The sequence below is a fragment of the Xanthobacter oligotrophicus genome (assembly GCF_008364685.1).
In the GTDB taxonomy this organism is placed as follows: domain Bacteria; phylum Pseudomonadota; class Alphaproteobacteria; order Rhizobiales; family Xanthobacteraceae; genus Xanthobacter; species Xanthobacter oligotrophicus.
This window is the reverse complement of the sequence record NZ_VTTL01000011.1, coordinates 78,818-98,084: the sequence shown is the minus strand read 5'-3', so window position 1 is coordinate 98,084 and position 19,267 is coordinate 78,818. Positions and strand designations below refer to the sequence as shown.

At 68.5% G+C, this 19,267-nt stretch carries 17 protein-coding genes; 8 read left to right on the top strand and 9 right to left on the bottom strand.

Annotated features, from left to right (window positions below; translation table 11 throughout):
* The first annotated feature begins 4 nt into the window (after nt 1-4).
* Entirely contained in the window at nt 5-1,816 is a 1,812-nt protein-coding gene (locus FZ033_RS18530; protein WP_149577555.1) for a chloride channel protein, read from the top strand.
* A gap of 41 nt (nt 1,817-1,857) precedes the next feature.
* Here FZ033_RS18530 and era read toward each other — a convergent pair whose 3' ends face one another.
* From era to FZ033_RS18500, 6 genes are all read right to left on the bottom strand, one after another.
* A complete protein-coding gene (era, locus tag FZ033_RS18525) occupies nt 1,858-3,015 on the bottom strand; it encodes a GTPase Era (RefSeq protein WP_331251191.1) in 1,158 nt (385 codons plus the stop codon).
* Complete coding sequence (rnc, locus tag FZ033_RS18520) at nt 3,015-3,716, bottom strand: ribonuclease III (protein ID WP_331251190.1); 702 nt, start codon at nt 3,714-3,716, stop codon at nt 3,015-3,017. Before rnc ends, era begins: the two co-directional genes overlap by 1 nt.
* Nucleotides 3,717-3,721: 5 nt before the next feature.
* Nucleotides 3,722-4,474, bottom strand: coding sequence for a signal peptidase I (gene lepB / locus FZ033_RS18515; protein WP_149577553.1), 753 nt, complete (start codon nt 4,472-4,474; stop codon nt 3,722-3,724).
* 167 nt (nt 4,475-4,641) lie between these two features.
* Nucleotides 4,642-5,049, bottom strand: coding sequence for a holo-ACP synthase (gene acpS / locus FZ033_RS18510; RefSeq protein WP_149577552.1), 408 nt, complete (start codon nt 5,047-5,049; stop codon nt 4,642-4,644).
* On the bottom strand, nt 5,046-5,819 hold the full coding sequence (locus FZ033_RS18505; RefSeq protein WP_149577551.1) for a pyridoxine 5'-phosphate synthase: 774 nt from the start codon (nt 5,817-5,819) through the stop codon (nt 5,046-5,048). Before FZ033_RS18505 ends, acpS begins: the two co-directional genes overlap by 4 nt.
* Nucleotides 5,820-5,875: 56 nt before the next feature.
* Nucleotides 5,876-8,104 carry a RelA/SpoT family protein gene (locus tag FZ033_RS18500; protein ID WP_149577550.1) on the bottom strand — a complete coding sequence of 743 codons (2,229 nt, stop codon included), beginning with the start codon at nt 8,102-8,104 and terminating at the stop codon, nt 5,876-5,878.
* 368 nt (nt 8,105-8,472) lie between these two features.
* On the opposite strand from FZ033_RS18500, the gene FZ033_RS18495 reads away from it, so the two are divergent.
* Nucleotides 8,473-9,429, top strand: a complete 957-nt coding sequence (locus FZ033_RS18495) for an AEC family transporter (RefSeq protein WP_149577549.1) — start codon at nt 8,473-8,475, stop codon at nt 9,427-9,429.
* A gap of 18 nt (nt 9,430-9,447) precedes the next feature.
* On the opposite strand, the gene FZ033_RS18490 is transcribed toward FZ033_RS18495, so the two are convergent.
* Nucleotides 9,448-10,686 (bottom strand): UbiH/UbiF family hydroxylase, encoded by a 1,239-nt coding sequence (locus tag FZ033_RS18490; RefSeq protein WP_149577548.1) that lies wholly within the window; start codon nt 10,684-10,686, stop codon nt 9,448-9,450.
* A gap of 260 nt (nt 10,687-10,946) precedes the next feature.
* On the opposite strand from FZ033_RS18490, the gene FZ033_RS18485 reads away from it, so the two are divergent.
* The 3 genes from FZ033_RS18485 (at nt 10,947) to FZ033_RS18475 (ending at nt 13,500) form a co-directional block, all read left to right on the top strand.
* Entirely contained in the window at nt 10,947-11,708 is a 762-nt protein-coding gene (locus tag FZ033_RS18485; protein WP_149577547.1) for a TerC family protein, read from the top strand.
* Entirely contained in the window at nt 11,705-12,457 is a 753-nt protein-coding gene (locus FZ033_RS18480) for an SDR family oxidoreductase (RefSeq protein WP_149577546.1), read from the top strand. Before FZ033_RS18485 ends, FZ033_RS18480 begins: the two co-directional genes overlap by 4 nt.
* Before the next feature lie 68 nt (nt 12,458-12,525).
* Entirely contained in the window at nt 12,526-13,500 is a 975-nt protein-coding gene (locus FZ033_RS18475; protein ID WP_149577545.1) for a quinone oxidoreductase family protein, read from the top strand.
* Nucleotides 13,501-13,512: 12 nt separating this feature from the next.
* On the opposite strand, the gene FZ033_RS18470 is transcribed toward FZ033_RS18475, so the two are convergent.
* Nucleotides 13,513-14,313 carry a gamma-glutamylcyclotransferase family protein gene (locus FZ033_RS18470; RefSeq protein WP_149577544.1) on the bottom strand — a complete coding sequence of 267 codons (801 nt, stop codon included), beginning with the start codon at nt 14,311-14,313 and terminating at the stop codon, nt 13,513-13,515.
* A gap of 173 nt (nt 14,314-14,486) precedes the next feature.
* Here FZ033_RS18470 and FZ033_RS18465 point away from each other — a divergent pair, with 173 nt between their 5' ends.
* Nucleotides 14,487-15,527, top strand: coding sequence for an HpcH/HpaI aldolase/citrate lyase family protein (locus tag FZ033_RS18465; RefSeq protein ID WP_149577543.1), 1,041 nt, complete (start codon nt 14,487-14,489; stop codon nt 15,525-15,527).
* Nucleotides 15,528-15,804: 277 nt separating this feature from the next.
* A complete protein-coding gene (gene hspQ / locus FZ033_RS18460; protein WP_149577683.1) occupies nt 15,805-16,128 on the top strand; it encodes a heat shock protein HspQ in 324 nt (107 codons plus the stop codon).
* 126 nt (nt 16,129-16,254) lie between these two features.
* On the opposite strand, the gene FZ033_RS18455 is transcribed toward hspQ, so the two are convergent.
* Complete coding sequence (locus FZ033_RS18455; RefSeq protein ID WP_188079575.1) at nt 16,255-17,064, bottom strand: invasion associated locus B family protein; 810 nt, start codon at nt 17,062-17,064, stop codon at nt 16,255-16,257.
* A gap of 400 nt (nt 17,065-17,464) precedes the next feature.
* On the opposite strand from FZ033_RS18455, the gene FZ033_RS18445 reads away from it, so the two are divergent.
* Nucleotides 17,465-19,267: an extracellular solute-binding protein gene (locus FZ033_RS18445; protein WP_232847558.1), complete on the top strand. Its 1,803-nt coding sequence runs from the start codon at nt 17,465-17,467 to the stop codon at nt 19,265-19,267.

The window sequence follows — 19,267 nt, the reverse complement described above, 5'->3', positions numbered from 1 at the left end:
GCTGATGGCCGTCCCGCCCACCGATTCCGAGCCGGCCGATTCCGCTCCGGCCGGCAGCGGAGCGACGGCTTCCGCTTTTGGCGGCCTCATCGCCTCCGTCCGGGCCAGCGTGCGCGAGCGGGAAGCCGCCCTGGTGGTGATCGCGGCGGTGATGGGGATCCTCGCCGGGCTCGCGGCCAGCGCCATGAGCCAGATTACCCAATGGATGCACGAGGCGCTGTTCCAGCTCGCCCCCGGCGACCGGCTCAGCGCTGCGCCGGCACTGGCCTCGCCCTGGCTGCTTCTTGTTCCAGCGGCGGGCGGGCTGGCCATGGGGCTCATCGCCCTCGCCCTGAAGCGCTGGCGCCGGCGCAATTTCGTGGACCCCATCGAGGCCAATGCGCTGCACGGCGGGCGCATGTCGCTGACCGACAGCATCATCGTCTCAGTTCAGACCATGGTCTCCAACGGCTTCGGCGCCTCGCTCGGGCTGGAAGCTGGCTATTCGCAGATCGGCGGAGGCATTGCCGCCCGCCTCGGCCGGGCCTTCCACCTGCGGCGCAACGACCTGCGCATCCTGGTGGGCGCGGGCGCGGCGGCCGGCATCGGCGCCGCCTTCGATGCGCCGCTCATGGGCGCCTTCTACGGCTTCGAGATCATCATCGGCAGCTATTCCATCCCCGCTGCCGCCCCGGTGCTGGCGGCAACCGTCTCGGCGGTGATGGTGGCGCGGCTGCTCGGGGTCCATGTGGACCCGTTGAACATCCCGCTCGACGTGGTGGTGCAGCCCCTCGACATCCTGCCCATCGCGCTGCTCGGGCTGCTGGCGGCGGGCATCGCCATCCTCATCATGCGCCTGGTCACCGGGGTGGAGATGCTGTTCGGCAAGAGCGGCATCCCCGCGCCGCTGCGGCCGGCGATCGCCGGGCTCGGCGTCGGCGCGCTGGCGCTCTACAGCCCGCAGGTGCTCTCCGATGGCCATGGCGCGCTGCACCTGCAGGTGGACAGCCCGGTGGTGCTCTCGGTGGCGATCATCTTCGGCCTGAAAATCCTGGCCTCGGCCCTGTCCATCGGCTCGGGCTTTCGCGGCGGCCTGTTCTTCGCCTCGCTGTTTCTCGGGGCGCTGATGGGCAAGCTCTACGGCGGCGCCCTCGCAATGCTGTGGCCGTCGCTCCAGCTCGATCCGGCGGTCTGCGCTGTGGCCGGCATGGGGGCGCTGGCGGTAGGCATCATCGGCGGGCCGCTCACCATGACCTTCCTGGTGCTGGAGATGACGCGGGACCTCGCCTTGTCCGGCTATGTGCTGGCGGCCGCGGTGGTAACCTCCCTCGCGGTGCGGGAGACGTTCGGCTACTCCTTCTCAACCTGGCGCTTCCATTTGCGCGGCGAAAGCATCCGCAGCGCGCAGGACGTGGGCTGGATGCGCGAATTGACCGTCGCCCGCATGATGCGCACCGACATGGCCACCTTCCCCGAGCACGGCACCATCGGTGCCCTGCGCACGGCCTTCCCGCTGGGTGCGCGGCGGATGGTGGTGCTGGTGGACGGGTCGGGCGCCTATGCCGGGCTGGTACGGGTCGTGGAGGCCCATGCGGCCGAGCGCGACCCCGACGAAGCTGTTTCCCGGCTCGCCACCCATCGCGATGACGTGCTGCTTCCGGCCATGAACGTGCAGGAGGCGGCGCTGGCCTTCGATGCGACAAAGGCCGAGGACCTCGCCGTGGTGGACGACCCCGCCACCCGTCGCCTCATGGGCCTGCTGGGCGAGGCCCACGTCCTGCGGCGCTACGCCGAGGAGTTGGACAAGGCCCGGCAGGGCCTCGGTGCCGAGGTGTGAAGACATAGCGGCCGGAGAAACCCGTCTTCAGCCGCCAGACTTCAGCCGCCCTTGGGAAATTCCAGCCCCATCTCGCGATAGCGCTCGGGGTCATCCGCCCAGCTCTCGCGCACCTTCACGAACAGGAAGAGGTGCACCGGCTGCTCGATGATCCCGGCGATCTCCGCGCGGGATTCCGAGGAGATGGTCTTGATGGTGTTGCCGCCCTTGCCGAGCACGATCTTGCGCTGGCTTTCGCGCTCGACATAGATGGTCTGCTCGATGCGCACGGAGCCGTTGCGCAATTCCTTCCAGCTCTCGGTTTCCACCGTGGAGCGGTAGGGCAGCTCGTCGTGGAGGCGCAGGAACATCTTTTCCCGGGTGATTTCCGCCGCCAGCATGCGCATGGGCGCATCCGACACCTGGTCCTCGGGATAAAGCCAGGGGCTGAGCGGCACCTGCTCGGCGAACCAACGGCGCACGTCGGCGACGCCGTCCCCGGTCAGGGCGGAGACCATGAACACCCGATCGAACGCCAGCTTCTCGTTGATCTGCGCGGCAAGCGCCAGCAGCGTGTCGCGGCGGATGATGTCGATCTTGTTGAGAATCAGCGCCCGCGGCTTGCGGATCTGCGAGAGCGGGGCGAGCAGGGCCTCGATGTCCTCGTCGAGGCCACGCTTCGCATCCACCAGCAGCGCGATCACGTCAGCGTCGGCGGCGTGGGTCCAGGCGCTGGACACCATGGCGCGCTCCAGCCGGCGCTTGGGGGAGAAGATACCGGGGGTGTCCACCAGCACCAGCTGGGCCGCGCCATCCAGCGCGATGCCGCGCACGATGGCGCGGGTGGTCTGCACCTTGTGGGACACGATGGATACCTTGGTGCCCACCAGCTGGTTGGTCAGCGTGGACTTGCCCGCATTGGGCGCGCCCAGCAGCGCGACGAAGCCGCAGCGGGTCGGGCCCTCCAAGGGCGGCAGGACACGCGGCGCGGCATCGTGCTCCTCGTCGAAATCGTCGTCCTCGTCGTCGAAGTCCTCGTCGGACAGGGCGCCGTCCGGCAGTTCGTCCTCAGGCAGCTCGTGCTCGATATCCTGCGGCGACCCTTCGACCGCGCTCAACGCATCCCTGGCCGGTGCGCCGTTGCCGGGGCCACTCTCATCCGGGCCGTTTTCATCCGGTCCGTTCTTGGGGTCCTTGGGACCCTTCCCTGCCGGTGCCATCACGACTCGTCCTTTTTCCACACGCCCTCGCGGACGAGGAAAGCGGCGGCTGCCGCCTTCTGCGCATTCTGCTTGGAGGCCCCGTCCGCCTGTTCGGACTTAAGGCCCGGAAGATCCACCGCCACCGTGAACCGGGGGGCATGGTCCGGACCAGAGCGGATCACCTCGCGATAGGAGGGCGGCGGCAGGCCGCGGGCCTGCGCCCATTCCTGCAACACCGTCTTGGCGTCGCGCAGGGGGCGGCGCGGCGTCTCAAGGCGGGGCCGCCAGAAGCGCTCCACCACCTGATGGGCTGCCTCGTAGCCGCCGTCGAGGAACACGGCCGCCACCACGCCTTCCGCGACATCAGCGAGGATCGCCCGCCGCTTGTGGGCGCCGGACTGGCTCTCGCCGGGCCCGAGGCGGATGAAGGGGCCAAGATCCATGTCCTGCGCCACCTCGGCGCAGGCCTCCTCGCGCACCAGCTCGGCGAGCCGACGCGAGAGTTCCCCCTCCTCCCCCTCCGGGAAGGCGAGATAGAGCATGTGCGACACCACGGAGCCGAGCACGTGGTCGCCCAGGAACTCCATGCGCTGGTAGGACCGAAGGCGCGGGGCCTCGCCCTTCACGGCGCTGATGTGGGAGAGCGCAAGCTCAAGGACCGACCGGTCGCGGAAGCGATAGCCGATCCGCTCTTCTACGGACGCGAGGTCAGAGCCCACCGCGTTCAATGTACCCGGGAGAACAGCCGATCCCATCGCACCGTCCAAGGCCACGTCCAAACCTGCCACGCAGAAGCACCCTCGTCGATCGAGAAGAAGATCACCTGCGCCTTGCCGATGAGATTCTCGAAGGGAACATAGCCGACCTGGCTCAAAACCCGGCTGTCCGCAGAATTATCACGATTGTCGCCCATCATGAAGTAATGCCCGAGAGGCACCTCATAGACGGGGGTATTGTCGTAGAAGCCGTTGTCCACCAGATCGAGGGTCTCGAAGGAGACCCCGTTGGGCAGGGTCTCGCGCCAGCGCTTCACCGGCACCTTGCGGCCGGAGCCGTCATCCTCGGACACGTCGGGAAGGCGCTCGCGCTGCACCGGTGTGCCGTTGATGTGCAGCAGGCCGCCGATCATCTGGATCTTGTCGCCGGGCATGCCGACGACGCGCTTGATGTAGTCCGTCTCGTTGTCGCGCGGCAGCTTGAACACCACCACGTCGCCGCGCGTGGGCTCCGAGCCGAAGACGCGGCCGGAGAACAGGTTGGGCGAGAAGGGAATCGAGAAGCGCGAATAGCCGTAGCTGTACTTGGAGACGAAGAGATAGTCGCCGATCAGCAGCGTATCCTTCATGGACCCGGACGGGATGTTGAAAGGCTGGAACAGGAAGGTCCGGATCACCAGCGCAATCAGAAGCGCATGGACGATCACGCGGACGGTTTCGAGGAAACCGCCGTCCTTCTTGGAGTCGCTGGTCGCGGTCATCTGTTGTCCAAAAAATCCCGGGTGAGGCGCAGGGTAGATGAAACTGCGCCGAAACTGAGGAGAGACGCCGGATCGGCGCCCGTGTCCACAGGGCCAAGGTCGCTTGATGGCCCCTATAGAGGCTTCGTCGGCTCCCGGCAACGCACGTGCTGGAGCCTCTCGCTGGGTCAGACACCCGTCTTGGGTACCGCCGATATGATCACATAGGCCGCCGTCAGCGGCCCCTCGTCGGTCAGCGAAAGGTGGATGTGCGGCTCATAGCCTTCCGGCACCAGTGCGGCGAGACGCCGGGCAGCGCCCCCGGTCAGGACCAGCGTCGGCTGGCCGGACGGCAGGTTCACCACCCCCATGTCGCGCCAGAACACCCCGTGGCTGAGGCCGGTGCCCAGCGCCTTGGAGCAGGCTTCCTTGGCGGCAAAGCGCTTGGCGTAGGTCTCGGCGCGCAGCTTGCGCTGGTCGGCCTTGCGGCGCTCTTCGGGCGTGAACACCCGATCGAGGAACCGGTCGCCGAACCGCTCGATGGAGCGGGCGATGCGCCGGGCGTCCGAAAAATCCGAGCCGATACCGATGATCATGCCGCCGCGCCGTCCCCGACGGACGACCGCCCCGCCGCGATGGCCGCCCGCATGCGCGCGATGGCCGCGTCGAGCCCCACGAAAATGGCCTCGCCGATGAGGAAGTGGCCGATGTTCAGCTCCACGATCTCCGGGAAGGCGGCGATGCGCTCGGCGGTGGCATAATCGAGGCCGTGGCCCGCATGGACCTCCAGGCCCAGACCCGCCGCCTGCCGCGCCCCGGCCTTCAGCCGCACGAACTCGGCCTCGGCCTCCGCGTGCCGGCCCTCCGTTGCGGCGTCACACCAGGCGCCGGTGTGCAGTTCCACGATATCCGCGTCGAGCTCGGCCGCCGCCGCGATCTGGGCTGGATCCGCGGCGATAAACAGGGAGACGCGGATGCCGGCCGCCTTCAACCGGGCGATGCGGGGCGCCAGCTCCGCGCGCTGGCCGCTCGCGTCGAGCCCGCCCTCGGTGGTGCGCTCCTCGCGCCGCTCGGGCACCAGGCAGCAGGCGTTGGGGCGGACGCGGCAGGCGATGTCCACCATCTCTTGCGTCGCCGCCATCTCGAAATTGAGCGGCAGGTCGACCTCGGCCTTCAGCCGCTCCATGTCCGCATCGCGAATATGTCGGCGGTCTTCGCGCAGGTGGGCGGTGATTCCGTGGGCTCCCGCGGCCTTGGCGAGGGCTGCGGCGCGCACCGGGTCGGGAAGGGCGCCGCCGCGCGCGTTGCGCACCGTCGCCACGTGATCGACGTTCACTCCGAGCCGCACCGGCTTCAGCACCGCCATCGTCCCTGCTCCTTGCTCGCTGCGGCTCTTTGCTGGTCTCCCGCACGCCAGCGGGGTCAGCCGTTCACGCGCTCCACCTGGGCTACCACCTCGCGGGCCTTCAGGTCCGCCATGATGGTGTTGAGGTGCCTGAGGTCGAACACCTCGATGTCGATCACCATCTCGTGGAAATCCGCCGAGCGGGAGCGCATCTGCAAGCCGTCGATATTGCCGCCGCGATCGCCGATGGCGCCCGCCACCTGGGCCAGCGAGCCGGGCGCGTTGCGGGCGGTCACGATGATGCGGGCGGGGAAGCGACCTTCCGAGAGTTCGTCCACGTCCCAGCGCACGTCGAGCCAGCGCTCGGGCGCATCCTCGAAACTCTGCAGGGACGGCGACTGGATCGGATAGATGGTGATCCCCTCCCCCGGCGTCAAAATGCCGACGATGCGGTCGCCCGGCACCGCGCCGCCCTCCGGCGCGAAGCGCACGGGAAGCTCGCCGTTGATGCCGCGGATGGGAATGGCGTCGAGGCGCTCCGCATCCTCCCCGTCACGCGGCTTGGCGCCCTCGGGGATCTTGAACTTCAGGTTGTGGCCGCGCTTCAGCTCGAACCAGCCCTCGCCGTTGATCTGCCGGTCGGTGCGATCGTCTGCGCGCGGCGGCTGCCAGTCGGGATAAACGGCGCGGATCAGATCCTCGGTCTTGATCTCGCCCCGCCCGACGGCAGCGAACACGTCCTCGGCGGCGGTGCGGGCGAGGCGCGGTGTTCCCTTGGCCACGGCGTCTTCCGAGAACACCTTGCCCGCCTTGGCAAAGGCCCGTTCGGCGATCTTGCGGCCGAGGCCGGCATATTGGGCGCGCACGGCGGTGCGGGTCGCACGGCGCACGGCGGCGCGGGCCTTGCCGGTGACGGCGATGGTCTCCCACGCGCCGGGCGGGGTCTGCGCCTTGGAGGTGATGATCTCCACCTCGTCGCCGTTCTTCAGCTCCGACACCAGCGGGGCGATGGAGCCGTTGATCTTGCAGCCCACCGCCGTATTGCCCACGTCGGTGTGGACCGCATAGGCGAAATCGATGGGCGTCGCCTTGCGCGGCAGGGCAATGAGGCGACCCTTCGGCGTGAAGCAGAACACCTGATCGTGGAACAACTCGAGCTTGGTGTGCTCGAGGAACTCTTCAGGTGAGAGGCCCTGCGACAGGTTCTCGATGGTCTTGCGCAGCCAGGCATAGGCGCGGCTCTCATAGGAGAGCATGGCCCCCGGCGCCCCGGACGCATCTTTGTAGAGGGCGTGGGCGGCGATGCCGTATTCGGCGATCTCCTCCATGTCCCGGGTGCGGATCTGCATCTCGACCCGCTGCCGGCGCGGACCGACCACCGTGGTGTGAAGCGAGCGGTAGTCGTTGGGCTTGGGGGTGGAGATGTAGTCCTTGAAGCGGCCGGGCACGATGGCCCACTTGGTGTGGATCACCCCCAGCGCGCGATAACAGTCCTCCACCGAGCCGACGATGACGCGGAAGCCGTAGAGGTCCGACAATTGCTCGAAGCCGATGGCCTTGCGCTCCATCTTGCCCCAGATGGAGTAAGGCCGCTTCTCTCGCCCCTTCACCTCGGCCGCGATGCCGCGCCGTTCCAGCTCGTCCTTCAGCTCGCGCTCGATCTCCTGCACCACGGCGCCGTTGCCCTGGCGCAGCTCGGAGACGCGGACGGCGATGGATTCGTAGGCCTCCGGCGAGAGCTGGCGGAAGGAGAGGTCCTCCAGCTCCTCGCGCATGTCCTGCATGCCCATGCGGGCGGCCAGCGGCGCGTAGATGTCCAGCGTCTCCTGCGCCACGCGATCACGCTTTTCGGGCGGCACCCATTTCAGCGTGCGCATGTTGTGGAGGCGGTCGGCGAGCTTGACCAGGAGCACCCGCACGTCGTCGGCGATGGCGAGGAGCAGCTTGCGCAGGTTTTCCGCCTGCTTGGCCTGCTTGGAGACGAGGTCCAGCTTCTTGATCTTGGTGAGGCCCTCCACCAGCGTCGCGATCTGCATGCCGAACAGGCGCTCGATCTCGGACTTGGTGGCGCTGGTGTCCTCGATGGTGTCGTGCAGCAGCGCCGCGACGATGGTGGCATCGTCGAGCTTGAGATCGGTGAGGATCGCCGCCACTTCGAGGGGATGGGAGAAATAGGGATCGCCGGACGCGCGCAGCTGGCTGCCGTGCGCGCGCATGGCATACACATAGGCGCGGTCGAGCAGCGCCTCGTCGGTGTTGGGATTATACCGTCGAACGCGCTCGACGAGTTCGTATTGGCGCATCATGGCCGGGAACGATCCGTCGCAGCACGGGCGGGGCAGGTTCAGCGCGCCCGCCCCATCCTTGTTTGATCCTTGATATCATGGCGAGGGGGGCAACGCGCAAGGCGCTCATGGCGCTTGTTCGCGGAAAAACGCTGCGGCACGACGGCGTTGACCCTCGCGCACGCCCGCACTGATGGCGGCGACCGGGGCACCAGCGCGGGAAGATAACCGCGCGCGGCTACCGCTTTTCATCTGGGCGCCCGCCGATTATGGATGAGGCAACGCGCCACAGGCGCCGCCCGCCCAAGATGCTTCCGGCCTCCTGCCGTAGCCCCAAGAGCACACCCATGAGCACGCACCAGTGAGCCCGCACCCATGAGCGCGCCGCCATGAGCGACCTGTTCGGCCTCGCCTTTCCCTTCTTCGGGCTGATCTTCCTCGGCTATTTCTGCGGCTGGCGGGTCCGGCTGCCGGAAAGCGGGCTCGCCTGGCTCACCTTCTTCGTCATCTATGTGGCGCTGCCGGCGCTGTTCTATCGCATCGTGGCGCAGACGCCGATCCATGAGCTGGCGAATCCCGCCTTCATCCTGGCGGTGGTGGCGTCCACGGCGACCACCTCCATCATCGCGCTTGGCATCGGCCTGTTCTTCCGCCGCGGGCATGTGGGCGAGGCCGCCATCGCCCTCACCATCGGCGCCTATGCCAATGTGGGCTACATGGGGCCGGGCTTGACGCTGGCCGCCCTCGGGCAGGCGGCGGCGACGCCTGCGGCGCTGATCTTCGCCTGCGACAGCCTGCTGTTCTTCACCGTGGTGCCGCTGCTGATGACCATGCGCGGGCGGGGCGAGAGCCTGCTCCACACCCTTGGCCTCATCGCGAAACGGGTCTTCACCCACCCCTTCAACATCGCGACCATGCTGGGGGTCATCGCCGCCGCGCTGGAGTTCCGCGAGCCGGAGCCGCTGTCGCGCATGCTGGATTTCCTGCGCAACGCCGCAGCCCCCTGCGCACTGTTCGCGCTGGGCGTCACCGTGGCGCTCAGGCCCCTGAAGCGCGTGCCGGTGGAGCTGGGTCCGCTGCTGGTGCTGAAGCTGGTGCTGCACCCGATGATCGCGTTGGTGTCGCTCAGCCTGTTCGGGCCGTTCTCGCAGGTCTGGACCGAGACGCTGCTGTTGATGGCGGCGCTGCCGCCGGCGCTGAACGTGTTCGTGCTGGCGCGGCAGTACCACGTCTTCATGGAGGAGGCGTCCGCCGCCGTCCTCCTCGGCACCCTATTCTCGGTGGTGACGGTGACCGGCATGCTCTTCCTGCTGCGCGGGCACCTCATCCCGCTCAGCCTGTTCTGAGCCCCCGGGGCCGGTGCGTCAGGCCGCCTTGTCGCCGATGCCGAGCCGCATCAGGGTGCGGCGGAGCGGCCCCACGCGGTCGAGCAGGTAGAGGCCGAAGCCCCGCACGCCCTGGATCGGCAGCAGGTCCGAGAGGAGCGAGCGGTTGAGCAGGTCCACCGCCCGCATGCGGCCGAACACGTCGCGCTGGCGCGCCGCCGCATAGCGCGACAGCAGCGCCTCCCCGCCCACATCCTCGCCCCCGGCGAAGGCGTCTGCCACGAAGGCCACCAGCGCGCCCGCGTCCCGCAGGCCGAGATTGAGCCCCTGCGCGCCGATGGGCGGCATGATGTGGGCCGCCTCGCTGATGAGGGCGATGCGATCCGCCACCAGCCGCTCCGCCGTCTCCGCCGCCAGCGGGAAGGCGCCGCGGCCGCCCTCCATCTCGAACCGGCCGAGCACGGAGGAGGCCCGTGCCTCCAGCTCCCGCGCCAGCGCCATGTCGTCGAGGCCGAGGAGCCGGATCGCCTCCCGCTCCGTGACCACGCAGACGATGGACGAGCGATCCCCCGTCAACGGCACCAGGGTAAAGGGGCCGCTCTCGGTGTGGAATTCGGTGGAGGTGTCCTCGTGCGAGCGGGTGTGGCGCACGGTGGCGGTGAAGGCCACCTGCGGATAGGCCCGGGAGCGCATCTGGATGCCCGCCGCCGCCCGTACCCGCGACTGCCGTCCATCCGCTCCCACCACGAGGCGGGCGCGCAGGGTCGAGCCGTCGGCGAGATGCAGCGTGAGGGCGTCGGGCGCAAAGTCGATGCGCTCCAGCGCGGTGCGCACGATGTGAAGGTTCGGCTGCTGCATGGCCTTGGCGAGCAGGCTGTTGCGCAGGGCGTCGTTCTCGATGTTGTAGCCGAAGGTGGACAGGCCGATCTCCGCCGACCGGAACGTCACTTCCGGCGCGCGCACGAGGCGGCGCGTCGCATCGGCAATGCGCATGTCGCGCAGTGGCGCCGCGCGCGGCTCCAGATCCGCCCACAGGCCGAAATCCTCGAGGATGCGAACCGAGCCTTCCAGCAACGCCGTGGTGCGGTGGTCTGCCCCGCGATCAGGACCGGTGACGAGGGCCGTGGGCACGCCCCGCGCGGCCAGCCCGAGGGCGGTGGCAAGCCCGGCCGGACCTGCGCCCACCACGATCACCTCGTGGACAGGGTCGTGGTGCATCTCGGCGTGGTGCATATCGCCTTGCTGGATGTCGCCGTGGTGGATGTCCTCTTGCGCCATCGCAGCCTCCCCGCCGCCGTGTCTCCGGCGCAGCGCACACTAGAACCAGCTTGGGGCCGAGAAAAGGCCGCGCGGCTCCGAGTCAGGGCCACAAGATGCCACGCCGCAAGGCTTTGGCGTAGGATCCGGCACGATGGGGCGGCGCGGCGTGTTGCCCCATCGGCACGCGCGGCGCCTTTTGCGCGCTGATCGACACCGGACGTCTTGCGGTGCGCGCGGGTTCCCCCATTCTGGCGCGGACTTGAGTGCTGGGGGATCGGATGCTGGACTGGATTACGTCGCCGGAAGCCTGGGCGGCACTCGTGACGCTCACGGCCATGGAGATCATCCTCGGCATCGACAACGTGGTGTTCATCTCCCTGGTGGTGCAGAAGCTGCCCCCGGCCCAGGCGCTGCGGGCTCGGCAGGTGGGGCTTTCCGCCGCGCTCGTCCTGCGAATCGCGCTCCTGTTCGCGCTCACCTGGCTCATCGGCCTGCAGCAGACCCTGTTCTCCGCCTTCGGCCACGATTTCTCCTGGCGCGACATCATCCTCATGGCCGGCGGCGCCTTCCTCATCGCCAAGGCCACCCAGGAGATGCACGGCGCGCTGGAAGGCGAGGACGAGCCGGAGGCCGACGACGGCCCTGGCGCCTACGCGCAGCGGGCCTTCATGGCGGTGGTGGTGCAGGTGATCCTGCTCGACCTCGTGTTCTCGGTGGACTCCATTCTCACAGCCATCGGCATGGCGGAGCATCTCGCCATCATGGTGCTGGCGGTGATCATCGCCGTGTCCATCATGTTCGCCGCCTCGGGCCCGCTCTCGGCCTTCATCGCCGCCCATCCCACCACCAAGATGCTGGCGCTGGCCTTCCTCGTGCTTATCGGCGTCACGCTGGTGGCGGACGGCTTCGGCGCCCACATCTCGAAGGGCTATATCTATGCGGCCATGGCCTTCTCGGTGATGGTGGAGATGCTGAACGTCGCCGCCTCCGGCCGGCGCCGGCGGCGGATCGCGGCGCGGCACGCGGGAGAGCAGCAATGACGGACAAGGTGCTCGTGGTGACGGGCGGCAGCCGGGGCATCGGCGCCGCCTGCGTGATCAAGGCCGCCCAGGCGGGCTATGGCAGGATCGCGCTCAACTACACCAGCGATGCCGCCGCCGCCGAAGCTACCGCCGCCGCCGCCCGCTCCCACGGCGCCGAGGTGGCGGTGATCAAGGGCGACATGGCCGTCCCTGCCGACATTGCCCGCCTGTTCGCAGAGACCGACGCCCGCCTCGGCCCGGTGACCCATCTTGTCAACAACGCCGGCATCACCGGCCGCGCAGGACCCTTTGCCGATGCCGATCCCGCCGAGATCGCCCGAGTCATCGACCTCAACGTCACCGGCGCGCTGCTGGTGGCGCAGGCGGCGGTGAAGCGCATGTCCACGGCGCGCGGGGGCAAGGGCGGCGCCATCGTCAACATCTCCTCCATGGCGGCGATCCTGGGCTCCCCCGGCGAATATGTCTGGTACGCCGCGAGCAAGGGCGCCATCGACAGCTTCACCATCGGCCTCGGCCGCGAGCTGGCGCGGGAGGGCGTGCGGGTGAACGGGGTGGCGCCGGGCCTCATCGCCACCGACATCCACGACACCAGCGGCGTCACCGGCCGGCTGGACCGGCTGGTGCCCACCACGCCCATGGGCCGCGCCGGAACCGCCGACGAGGTGGCCGACGCGGTGCTGCACCTGCTCTCGGGTGCGGCGAGCTACACCACCGGCGCCATCCTCAAGGTCTCCGGCGGGCGCTGAGGGTGCTTGCGGGCGCCGGGCGCCGGCCTATGATCCCCGGCGTCGCGGCGGAAAAGGGGTCTGGCGTCATGGTTCATGCGGTTCGGGTGCATCAGACGGGCGGTCCCGAGGTGCTGACCTATGAGGCGGTCGAGGTGCCTCCCCCCGGGCGCGGCGAGGTGCAGATTCGCCAGACCGCCATCGGCCTCAACTTCATCGACGTCTATTTCCGCACCGGCCTCTACAAGGCCGCGAGCCTGCCCTTCATCCCCGGCAACGAGGGCGCCGGCGTGGTGGAGGCCGTGGGGCCGGACGTGAACGACTTCCACCCCGGTGATCGCGTCGCCTATGCCATGGCCATCGGCGCCTATGCCGAAGTGCGCAACGTGCCGGCCGCCGTGCTGCTGCACCTGCCGGCCTCCATCGACGACCAGACCGCCGCCGCCATGATGCTGAAGGGCATGACGGCGCAGTATCTCGTGCGCCGCACCCATCACATCAAGCCGGGGGACGTGATTCTGGTACAGGCGGCGGCCGGCGGCGTCGGGCTCATCCTGTGCCAGTGGGCCAAGAATCTGGGCGCCACCGTCATCGGCACCGTGGGCTCCAAGGACAAGGCGGAGCTGGCCCTGTCCCACGGCTGCGACGAGGTGATTCTCTACCGGGACGAGGATTTCGTGCACCGGGTGAAGGAGATCACCGCCGGCAAGCTGTGCGACGTGGTCTATGACGGGGTGGGACAGGCGACCTATCCCGCCTCCCTCGACTGCCTCAAGCCGCTGGGCCTGTGGGTCAGCTTCGGCAACGCCTCCGGCGCCATCAAGAATTTCGACCTGCTCCAGCTCTCGCAGAAGGGCTCGCTGTTCGCCACCCGACCGACCCTCGCCACCTTCGTGGCCAAGCGCCACGACCTGGTCGCCACCGCCAACGACCTGTTCGAGGCGGTGCTGACCGGGGCGGTGAAGATCCCGGTCCACCAGACCTATGCGCTGAAAGACGTGCAGAAGGCCCACAAGGATCTCGAATCGCGCAAGACTACGGGTTCCACCCTGCTGCTGCCGTAGGCTGCCGCCTTTCTAGCGCGGTGCCGTCGCATCCATGAGATGCCGTGCCGCATAGAGTTCCGGATAGAGCCGGTTGCGGAACTGGCTCGCCGCCGGCTCGACGCTTGCCAGCAAGCGATCGATGGCGCCGGCCTGCTCGGTCGCGGCCCACGGGCGGCGGGGCGTGGGCCGGTCGTCGAGCCAGAACGGGCTCCAGTCGAACGTGGTTTCGATCAGCTCTCGTGCGAAGGCGCCGCCTTCCGCCAGCGCGCCCTGCAGCACCACGTCGACATAGGACTGGACCAGCGGGAACGCCGCGTCGGGCAGGACGCCATTGTCCGGCGCGCCGGCCTCCCGACCCAGGTCGATGCCCTTCGGCACATAGATCCACACCCGGCCGGCGTGCGGCAGGCCCTGCCAGCCCACCGCCTCCACCAAGACCGGATCCACCTCCACCCGCTGGTAGCCACCCTCGCGCCGGTCGAAGGCGGCCATCTCCTCGGCGTCCCGCACGGGGAAGACCACGCCGTTGATGGAGGACGGCTCTTCACCGTCGCGCGGATGGCGCAGCCCCAGCGCGGTGAAGCCTGCCCCCGACCGCGCCCCGCCACGGGATACGAAGGCCCGTACCAGGCCGAACCGCGCGGAGACCCGCGCTGGAACCGCCACCACCCGCCGTCGCGAGGTGGCGGTGCGCGACGGCTCGCTGATGAGCGTGCCATAGCCGAACAGGAAATCCGCCGGCTGGTCGGGCAGCCCCTCGCCCCAGAAGTCACGCGCGCGCGCCGGGGCGCCCCCCGCGGCAAGACCCGCAAGGCCCGCGAACCCGAGCAACACATCCCGCCGCGACGGCGATCCACGTCCGCGACGGACCTCACCCCCGGGCGGGCCGTCCGATCGTCCTGCCATGAAGTCGTGTTGCACCGGCCCGCCACCTATGCTGCATTGCATTCAAGAGGTTGGCGGCCCAGGCACGAGGCCATGCCGCCGGATCCATGGGGGGACAAATGAAGCTGCCGCGCCAATTCTTCAAGCCGCTGGCCATCGGTGCGCCCGCACCTTACCGCGAGCTGCCGGTGCAGCTTGAGCGCATGATCCATTTCGTGCCGCCGCACCTGGAAAAGATGCGCAACAAGGTGCCGGACATCGCCAAGCAGGTGGACGTGGTGCTCGGCAATCTTGAGGACGCCATCCCCTCCGACGCCAAGGAAGCCGCCCGCCGCGGCTTCATCGAGATGGCCAAGGCCACCGATTTCGGCTCCACCGGCCTGTGGACCCGCATCAACTGTCTAAACAGCCCCTGGGTGCTGGACGACATCGTGGAGATCGTCAGCGAGATCGGCGGCAAGCTGGACGTGATCATGCTGCCCAAGGTGGAAGGCGCCTGGGACGTGCATTATCTCGACCAGCTGCTGGCCCAGCTGGAGGCCAAGCACGCCATCGGCAAGCCGATCCTGATCCACGCCATCCTAGAGACCGCCGAAGGCGTGAAGAACGTGGAGGAGATCGCCAGCGCCTCCCCGCGCATGCACGGCATGAGCCTTGGCCCGGCAGACCTTGCAGCCTCCCGCGCCATGAAGACCACCCGCGTCGGCGGCGGGCATCCGGACTACAAGGTGCTGGCGGACGCGGACGGCGACAAGCCCCGTGCCGGCTACCAGCAGGACCTGTGGCACTACACCGTCGGCAAGATGGTGGACGCCTGCGCCGCCAACGGCATCAAGCCGTTCTACGGCCCGTTCGGCGACTTCTCGGACCTCGCGGCCTGCGAGAGCCAGTTCCGCAACGCCTTCCTGCAGGGCTGCGTCGGCGCCTGGTCGCTGCACCCCACCCAGATCGACATCGCCAAGCGCGTGTTCTCCCCCGATCCGGGCGAGGTGGCCTTCGCCCTCAAGATCCTGGAAGCCATGCCCGACGGCGCCGGCGCGGTGATGATCGACGGCAAGATGCAGGACGACGCCACCTGGAAGCAGGCCAAGGTGATCGTGGACCTTGCCCGTATTGTCGCAGCCAAGGATCCGGAAATGGGCAAAGCCTACGGACTGTGACAGAATTGATTAACCTTGCAGTACATTGCCGTAACGGAAGGTCAATCGCGACGGCACAGTGAAGAGGCGGGACATGGGCAGTCACGACAAAGCGCGCGCGAAACCCGCCACCGGCGCGCCTGCGCCGGATGGTAATTCCATCGCGTCGGCCCCCGAGGCCGGCGCGGTGACGCAGGACGCCAAGGCCGGAGCGGCCGAGGGCAAGGGCATCGCCGCGGCCCCTGAAGGGGCAGCCACCTTGTCGCTCTCGGGCGCGGCGGCGGATTTCCAGTCCACCATGCGCGAGGCGAAGTTCCGCATCGGAGAGGTGGTGCGGCACAAGCACTTCCCGTTCCGCGGCGTCGTCTTCGACGTGGACCCGGTGTTCGACAACACCGAGGAATGGTGGCTCTCCATCCCCGAGGAGATCCGCCCCCACAAGGACCAGCCCTTCTACCACCTGCTCGCCGAGAACGCGGACAGCGAGTATGTGGCCTACGTCTCCGAGCAGAACCTGGAGCGGGATTTCTCCGAGGAGCCGGTGCGCCACCCCAAGGTGAACGAAGCCCTGACGGACGACGGCGCCGGCGGCTGGCGGGTGCGGCGCGACCTCATCAACTGAAGGCCTGTCCCGCGACCGGCACAGACCACACAGGTCCGCAGACACGAAAAAGGGCCGGCATCTTCATGCCGGCCCTTTTTGTTGAACGCTGGCAGGGCGGCGCGCCGCCCAGCATTCACGTCAGGTTCACTGGGCGCCCTGCGCCTTGGCGCGCTCGAGCTCCTGGCCCTTCTTCAGGAGAGCGGCCTTGCCCTGCTCTTCCTGCTGCTGGGCCGCGGTGCGGGCCTCTTCCATGCGCTTGCGCTCCTGCTCCATGGCCACCTTGGCGTCCATGCCAGGGCCGTCGTAGGCCTTGCCGAAATCGGCATTGGAGATGGGCAGGCTGAGGGTGCGGCCGGTACCGTTCACCATCTGCAGGTACACGGCATTGGCCTTGCGGAACTTGGCGATGAAGCTGCCGTCAACCTCGAGGTCGCCGATGCAGGTGGCGCCGCCGCCCTGGATGGGCTGGCACAGCACGAACGGGACGTTCACCGGATCCTTGTCGAGGGTGATGCGCAGGCCGGGCTGGAGGCGCATACCGAGGGGCACAGAGACGTTGATGCGCTTCTTGGGCTCGTCCTGCATTTCGACGATGTCGAGCTTGGCGATGGCCTGATTCTCGACGCCGAGCACCTGGGTGAGCACGCAAACCTGCTTCTTCCGCTCCGGGATCTCCTGGCAGATCTTCTGCCACGGGGAGGCGGAGAACTTCACATCTGCTTCGCCCTGGGGCTGGCCGGGGGCAGCCTGGCCCTGCTGGGGCGCGGCGGCGGGCGCCTGGGCGGCGGGAGCTGCGGGCTTGGCAGCGGGAGCTGCGGGCTTGGGGGCTGGCTTGGCCGCAGGCGCGGGCTGGGCCGGCGGGGTCTGGGAAAAGGCCGGGCCGGCGAACGCCACAGCGAGCAGCGTGGCGGCAACCCCGGCCGTGAGCCGCGCGTTGAATTTGGTCATGGTCATCGTGGCCTTTCTTGTGGTCTGAGCCGCCGGGGCTCCGGCCGCGCACGCGCTGAGGCCGGGGCGCCGCACCCCCCTCTCTCGGACACCGGCTCTCTCCAGCCCAATTGAGGCGAGAAGGTGACGGGCCAAAGCCGCTCGGGGCAACCGCACGGGGAACGCGCACGCCCACACCCGCTCCTGGCGTCGGGACAGCGTATGCTACCTTGCCGAGGAATAAGGCCAACAAACGGCCGACAGGCTGGTTTGAACAGTCAAATGTGCCGCGGCGGTACCGCAAGGATACAAGGCGATCCATACGATTCGTGAACCGGCCGGCGTGCATGCTGGCGGGCGGCAGGCGGCGGCAAGCTGGGAAGGCGTCATGGGGAGCGGTTTCAGCCAGCGTTCGCGATGGCCGGGGATGGGGAGAGGCGCCAGGCCATGGCTCCTTGCCGCCCTGCTCCTTGGCGCGCCGGCACAGGCATCCGCCCAGGCGCTGGACCGGGCGGCGGCCATCGCCATGCGTGGCAACCCGGACCTGCCGGCGACCTTCGCCGCCCTGCCCTATGCCGACCCGCAAGCGCCCAAGGGTGGGCACCTGGACCTATCGCTGCTAGGCACCTTCGACAGCCTCAACCCCTTCATCGTCAAGGGTTCTGCGCCTCTCGTCATGCGCAATTACGTGACCGAGAGCCTGATGGCGCGCTCCCTCGACGAGCCGTTCACGCTCTACCCGCTGCTGGCGCAGAGCGTGACCACCGATGCGGAGCGCAGCTTCGTCGCCTTCGCCCTCAACCCCGCCGCCCGCTTCTCCGACGGCACCCCCGTCACCGCCGACGACGTGCTGTTCTCGTTCGCGCTCATGCGCGACATGGGCCGGCCAAACCACCGTCTTTATTACGGAAAAATCGCCAAGGCCGAGGCGCCTGATGCCCACACGGTCCGCTTCACCTTCGCCGAGCCGGACCCCGAGCTGCCTCTCATCATGGGCCTCATGCCCGTGTTCAAGCAGGCCAGCATCGACCGCGACCGCTTCGAGGAGACTACCCTCACCCCCCTCACCGGCTCCGGTCCCTACCGGGTCGGGGCGGTGGATGCGGGGGCGTCTGTGACGCTGGAGCGCAACCCGGACTATTGGGGACGCACCGTTCCGTTCAACCGAGGTCTCTATAACTTCGACAGGATCCGCTTCTTCTACTTCAGGGACGCCAACACCGAGTTCGAGGCCTTCAAGAAGGGGCTCATCGATGCCCGCTTCGAGACCGACCCCGGCCGCTGGGAGACCGGGTACGACTTTCCCGCCGCGCGCTCCGGCGATGTGGTCAAGGAACTGATACCTACTGGAACGCCAAAGCCTTACTCGGCTTTCGTCTTCAACACGCGCCGCCCGTTGTTCGCCGATCGCCGCGTCCGCCAGGCGCTCATCGAGCTGTTCGATTTCGAGTGGCTGGACAAGAATTTCTACCACGGCCTCTACCGGCGCACGGCGAGCTTCTTCGAAGGTTCGGTGCTTTCAAGTTCGGGCGTGCCAGCCGACGCCCGCGAGCGGGCGCTGCTCGACCCCTACCCTGATGCCGTGGTGCCGGACGTGCTGGCCGGCACCTTCCGCCCGCCGGTCTCCGACGGCTCCGGTCGCGACCGGGAGCGGCTGAAGTCCGCACTCCAGCTTCTCGACAAGGCGGGGTGGATGCTGCGGCAGGGGGCGCTGGTGAACCGGGAGACCGGACGGCCCTTCGCCTTCGAGATCATGGTGGCCGCCCGCGAGCAGGAGCGCCTCGCCCTCGCCTACCAGAGCCAGCTCAAACGGGCGGGCATCGCGGCGTTGGTACGGTATGTGGATGCCGTGCAGTTCGATTCCCGGCGGGGTGCCTATGAGTTCGACATGATGCCCTATGCCTGGAGCCAGTCGCTCTCCCCCGGCAACGAGCAGGCCTTCTATTTCGGCTCCGCCGCCGCCGACACGCCGGGCTCGCGCAACTATATGGGTGCCAAGTCCCCCGCCATCGATGCCGCCATCGCCGCTTTGCTGGCGGCCCGCGACGAGGATGAGTATGTGTCCGCCGCCCGCGCCCTCGACCGGGTGCTGGTGTCCGGCGCCTATGGGGTGCCGCTGTTCCACACGCCGGGCCAGTGGCTCGCCCGCTGGACACGGATCGAGCGGCCCCAGCGTGCCTCGCTCTACGGCACCCTGCCCGAGACCTGGTGGCGCGTGCCCGGCAAGTAA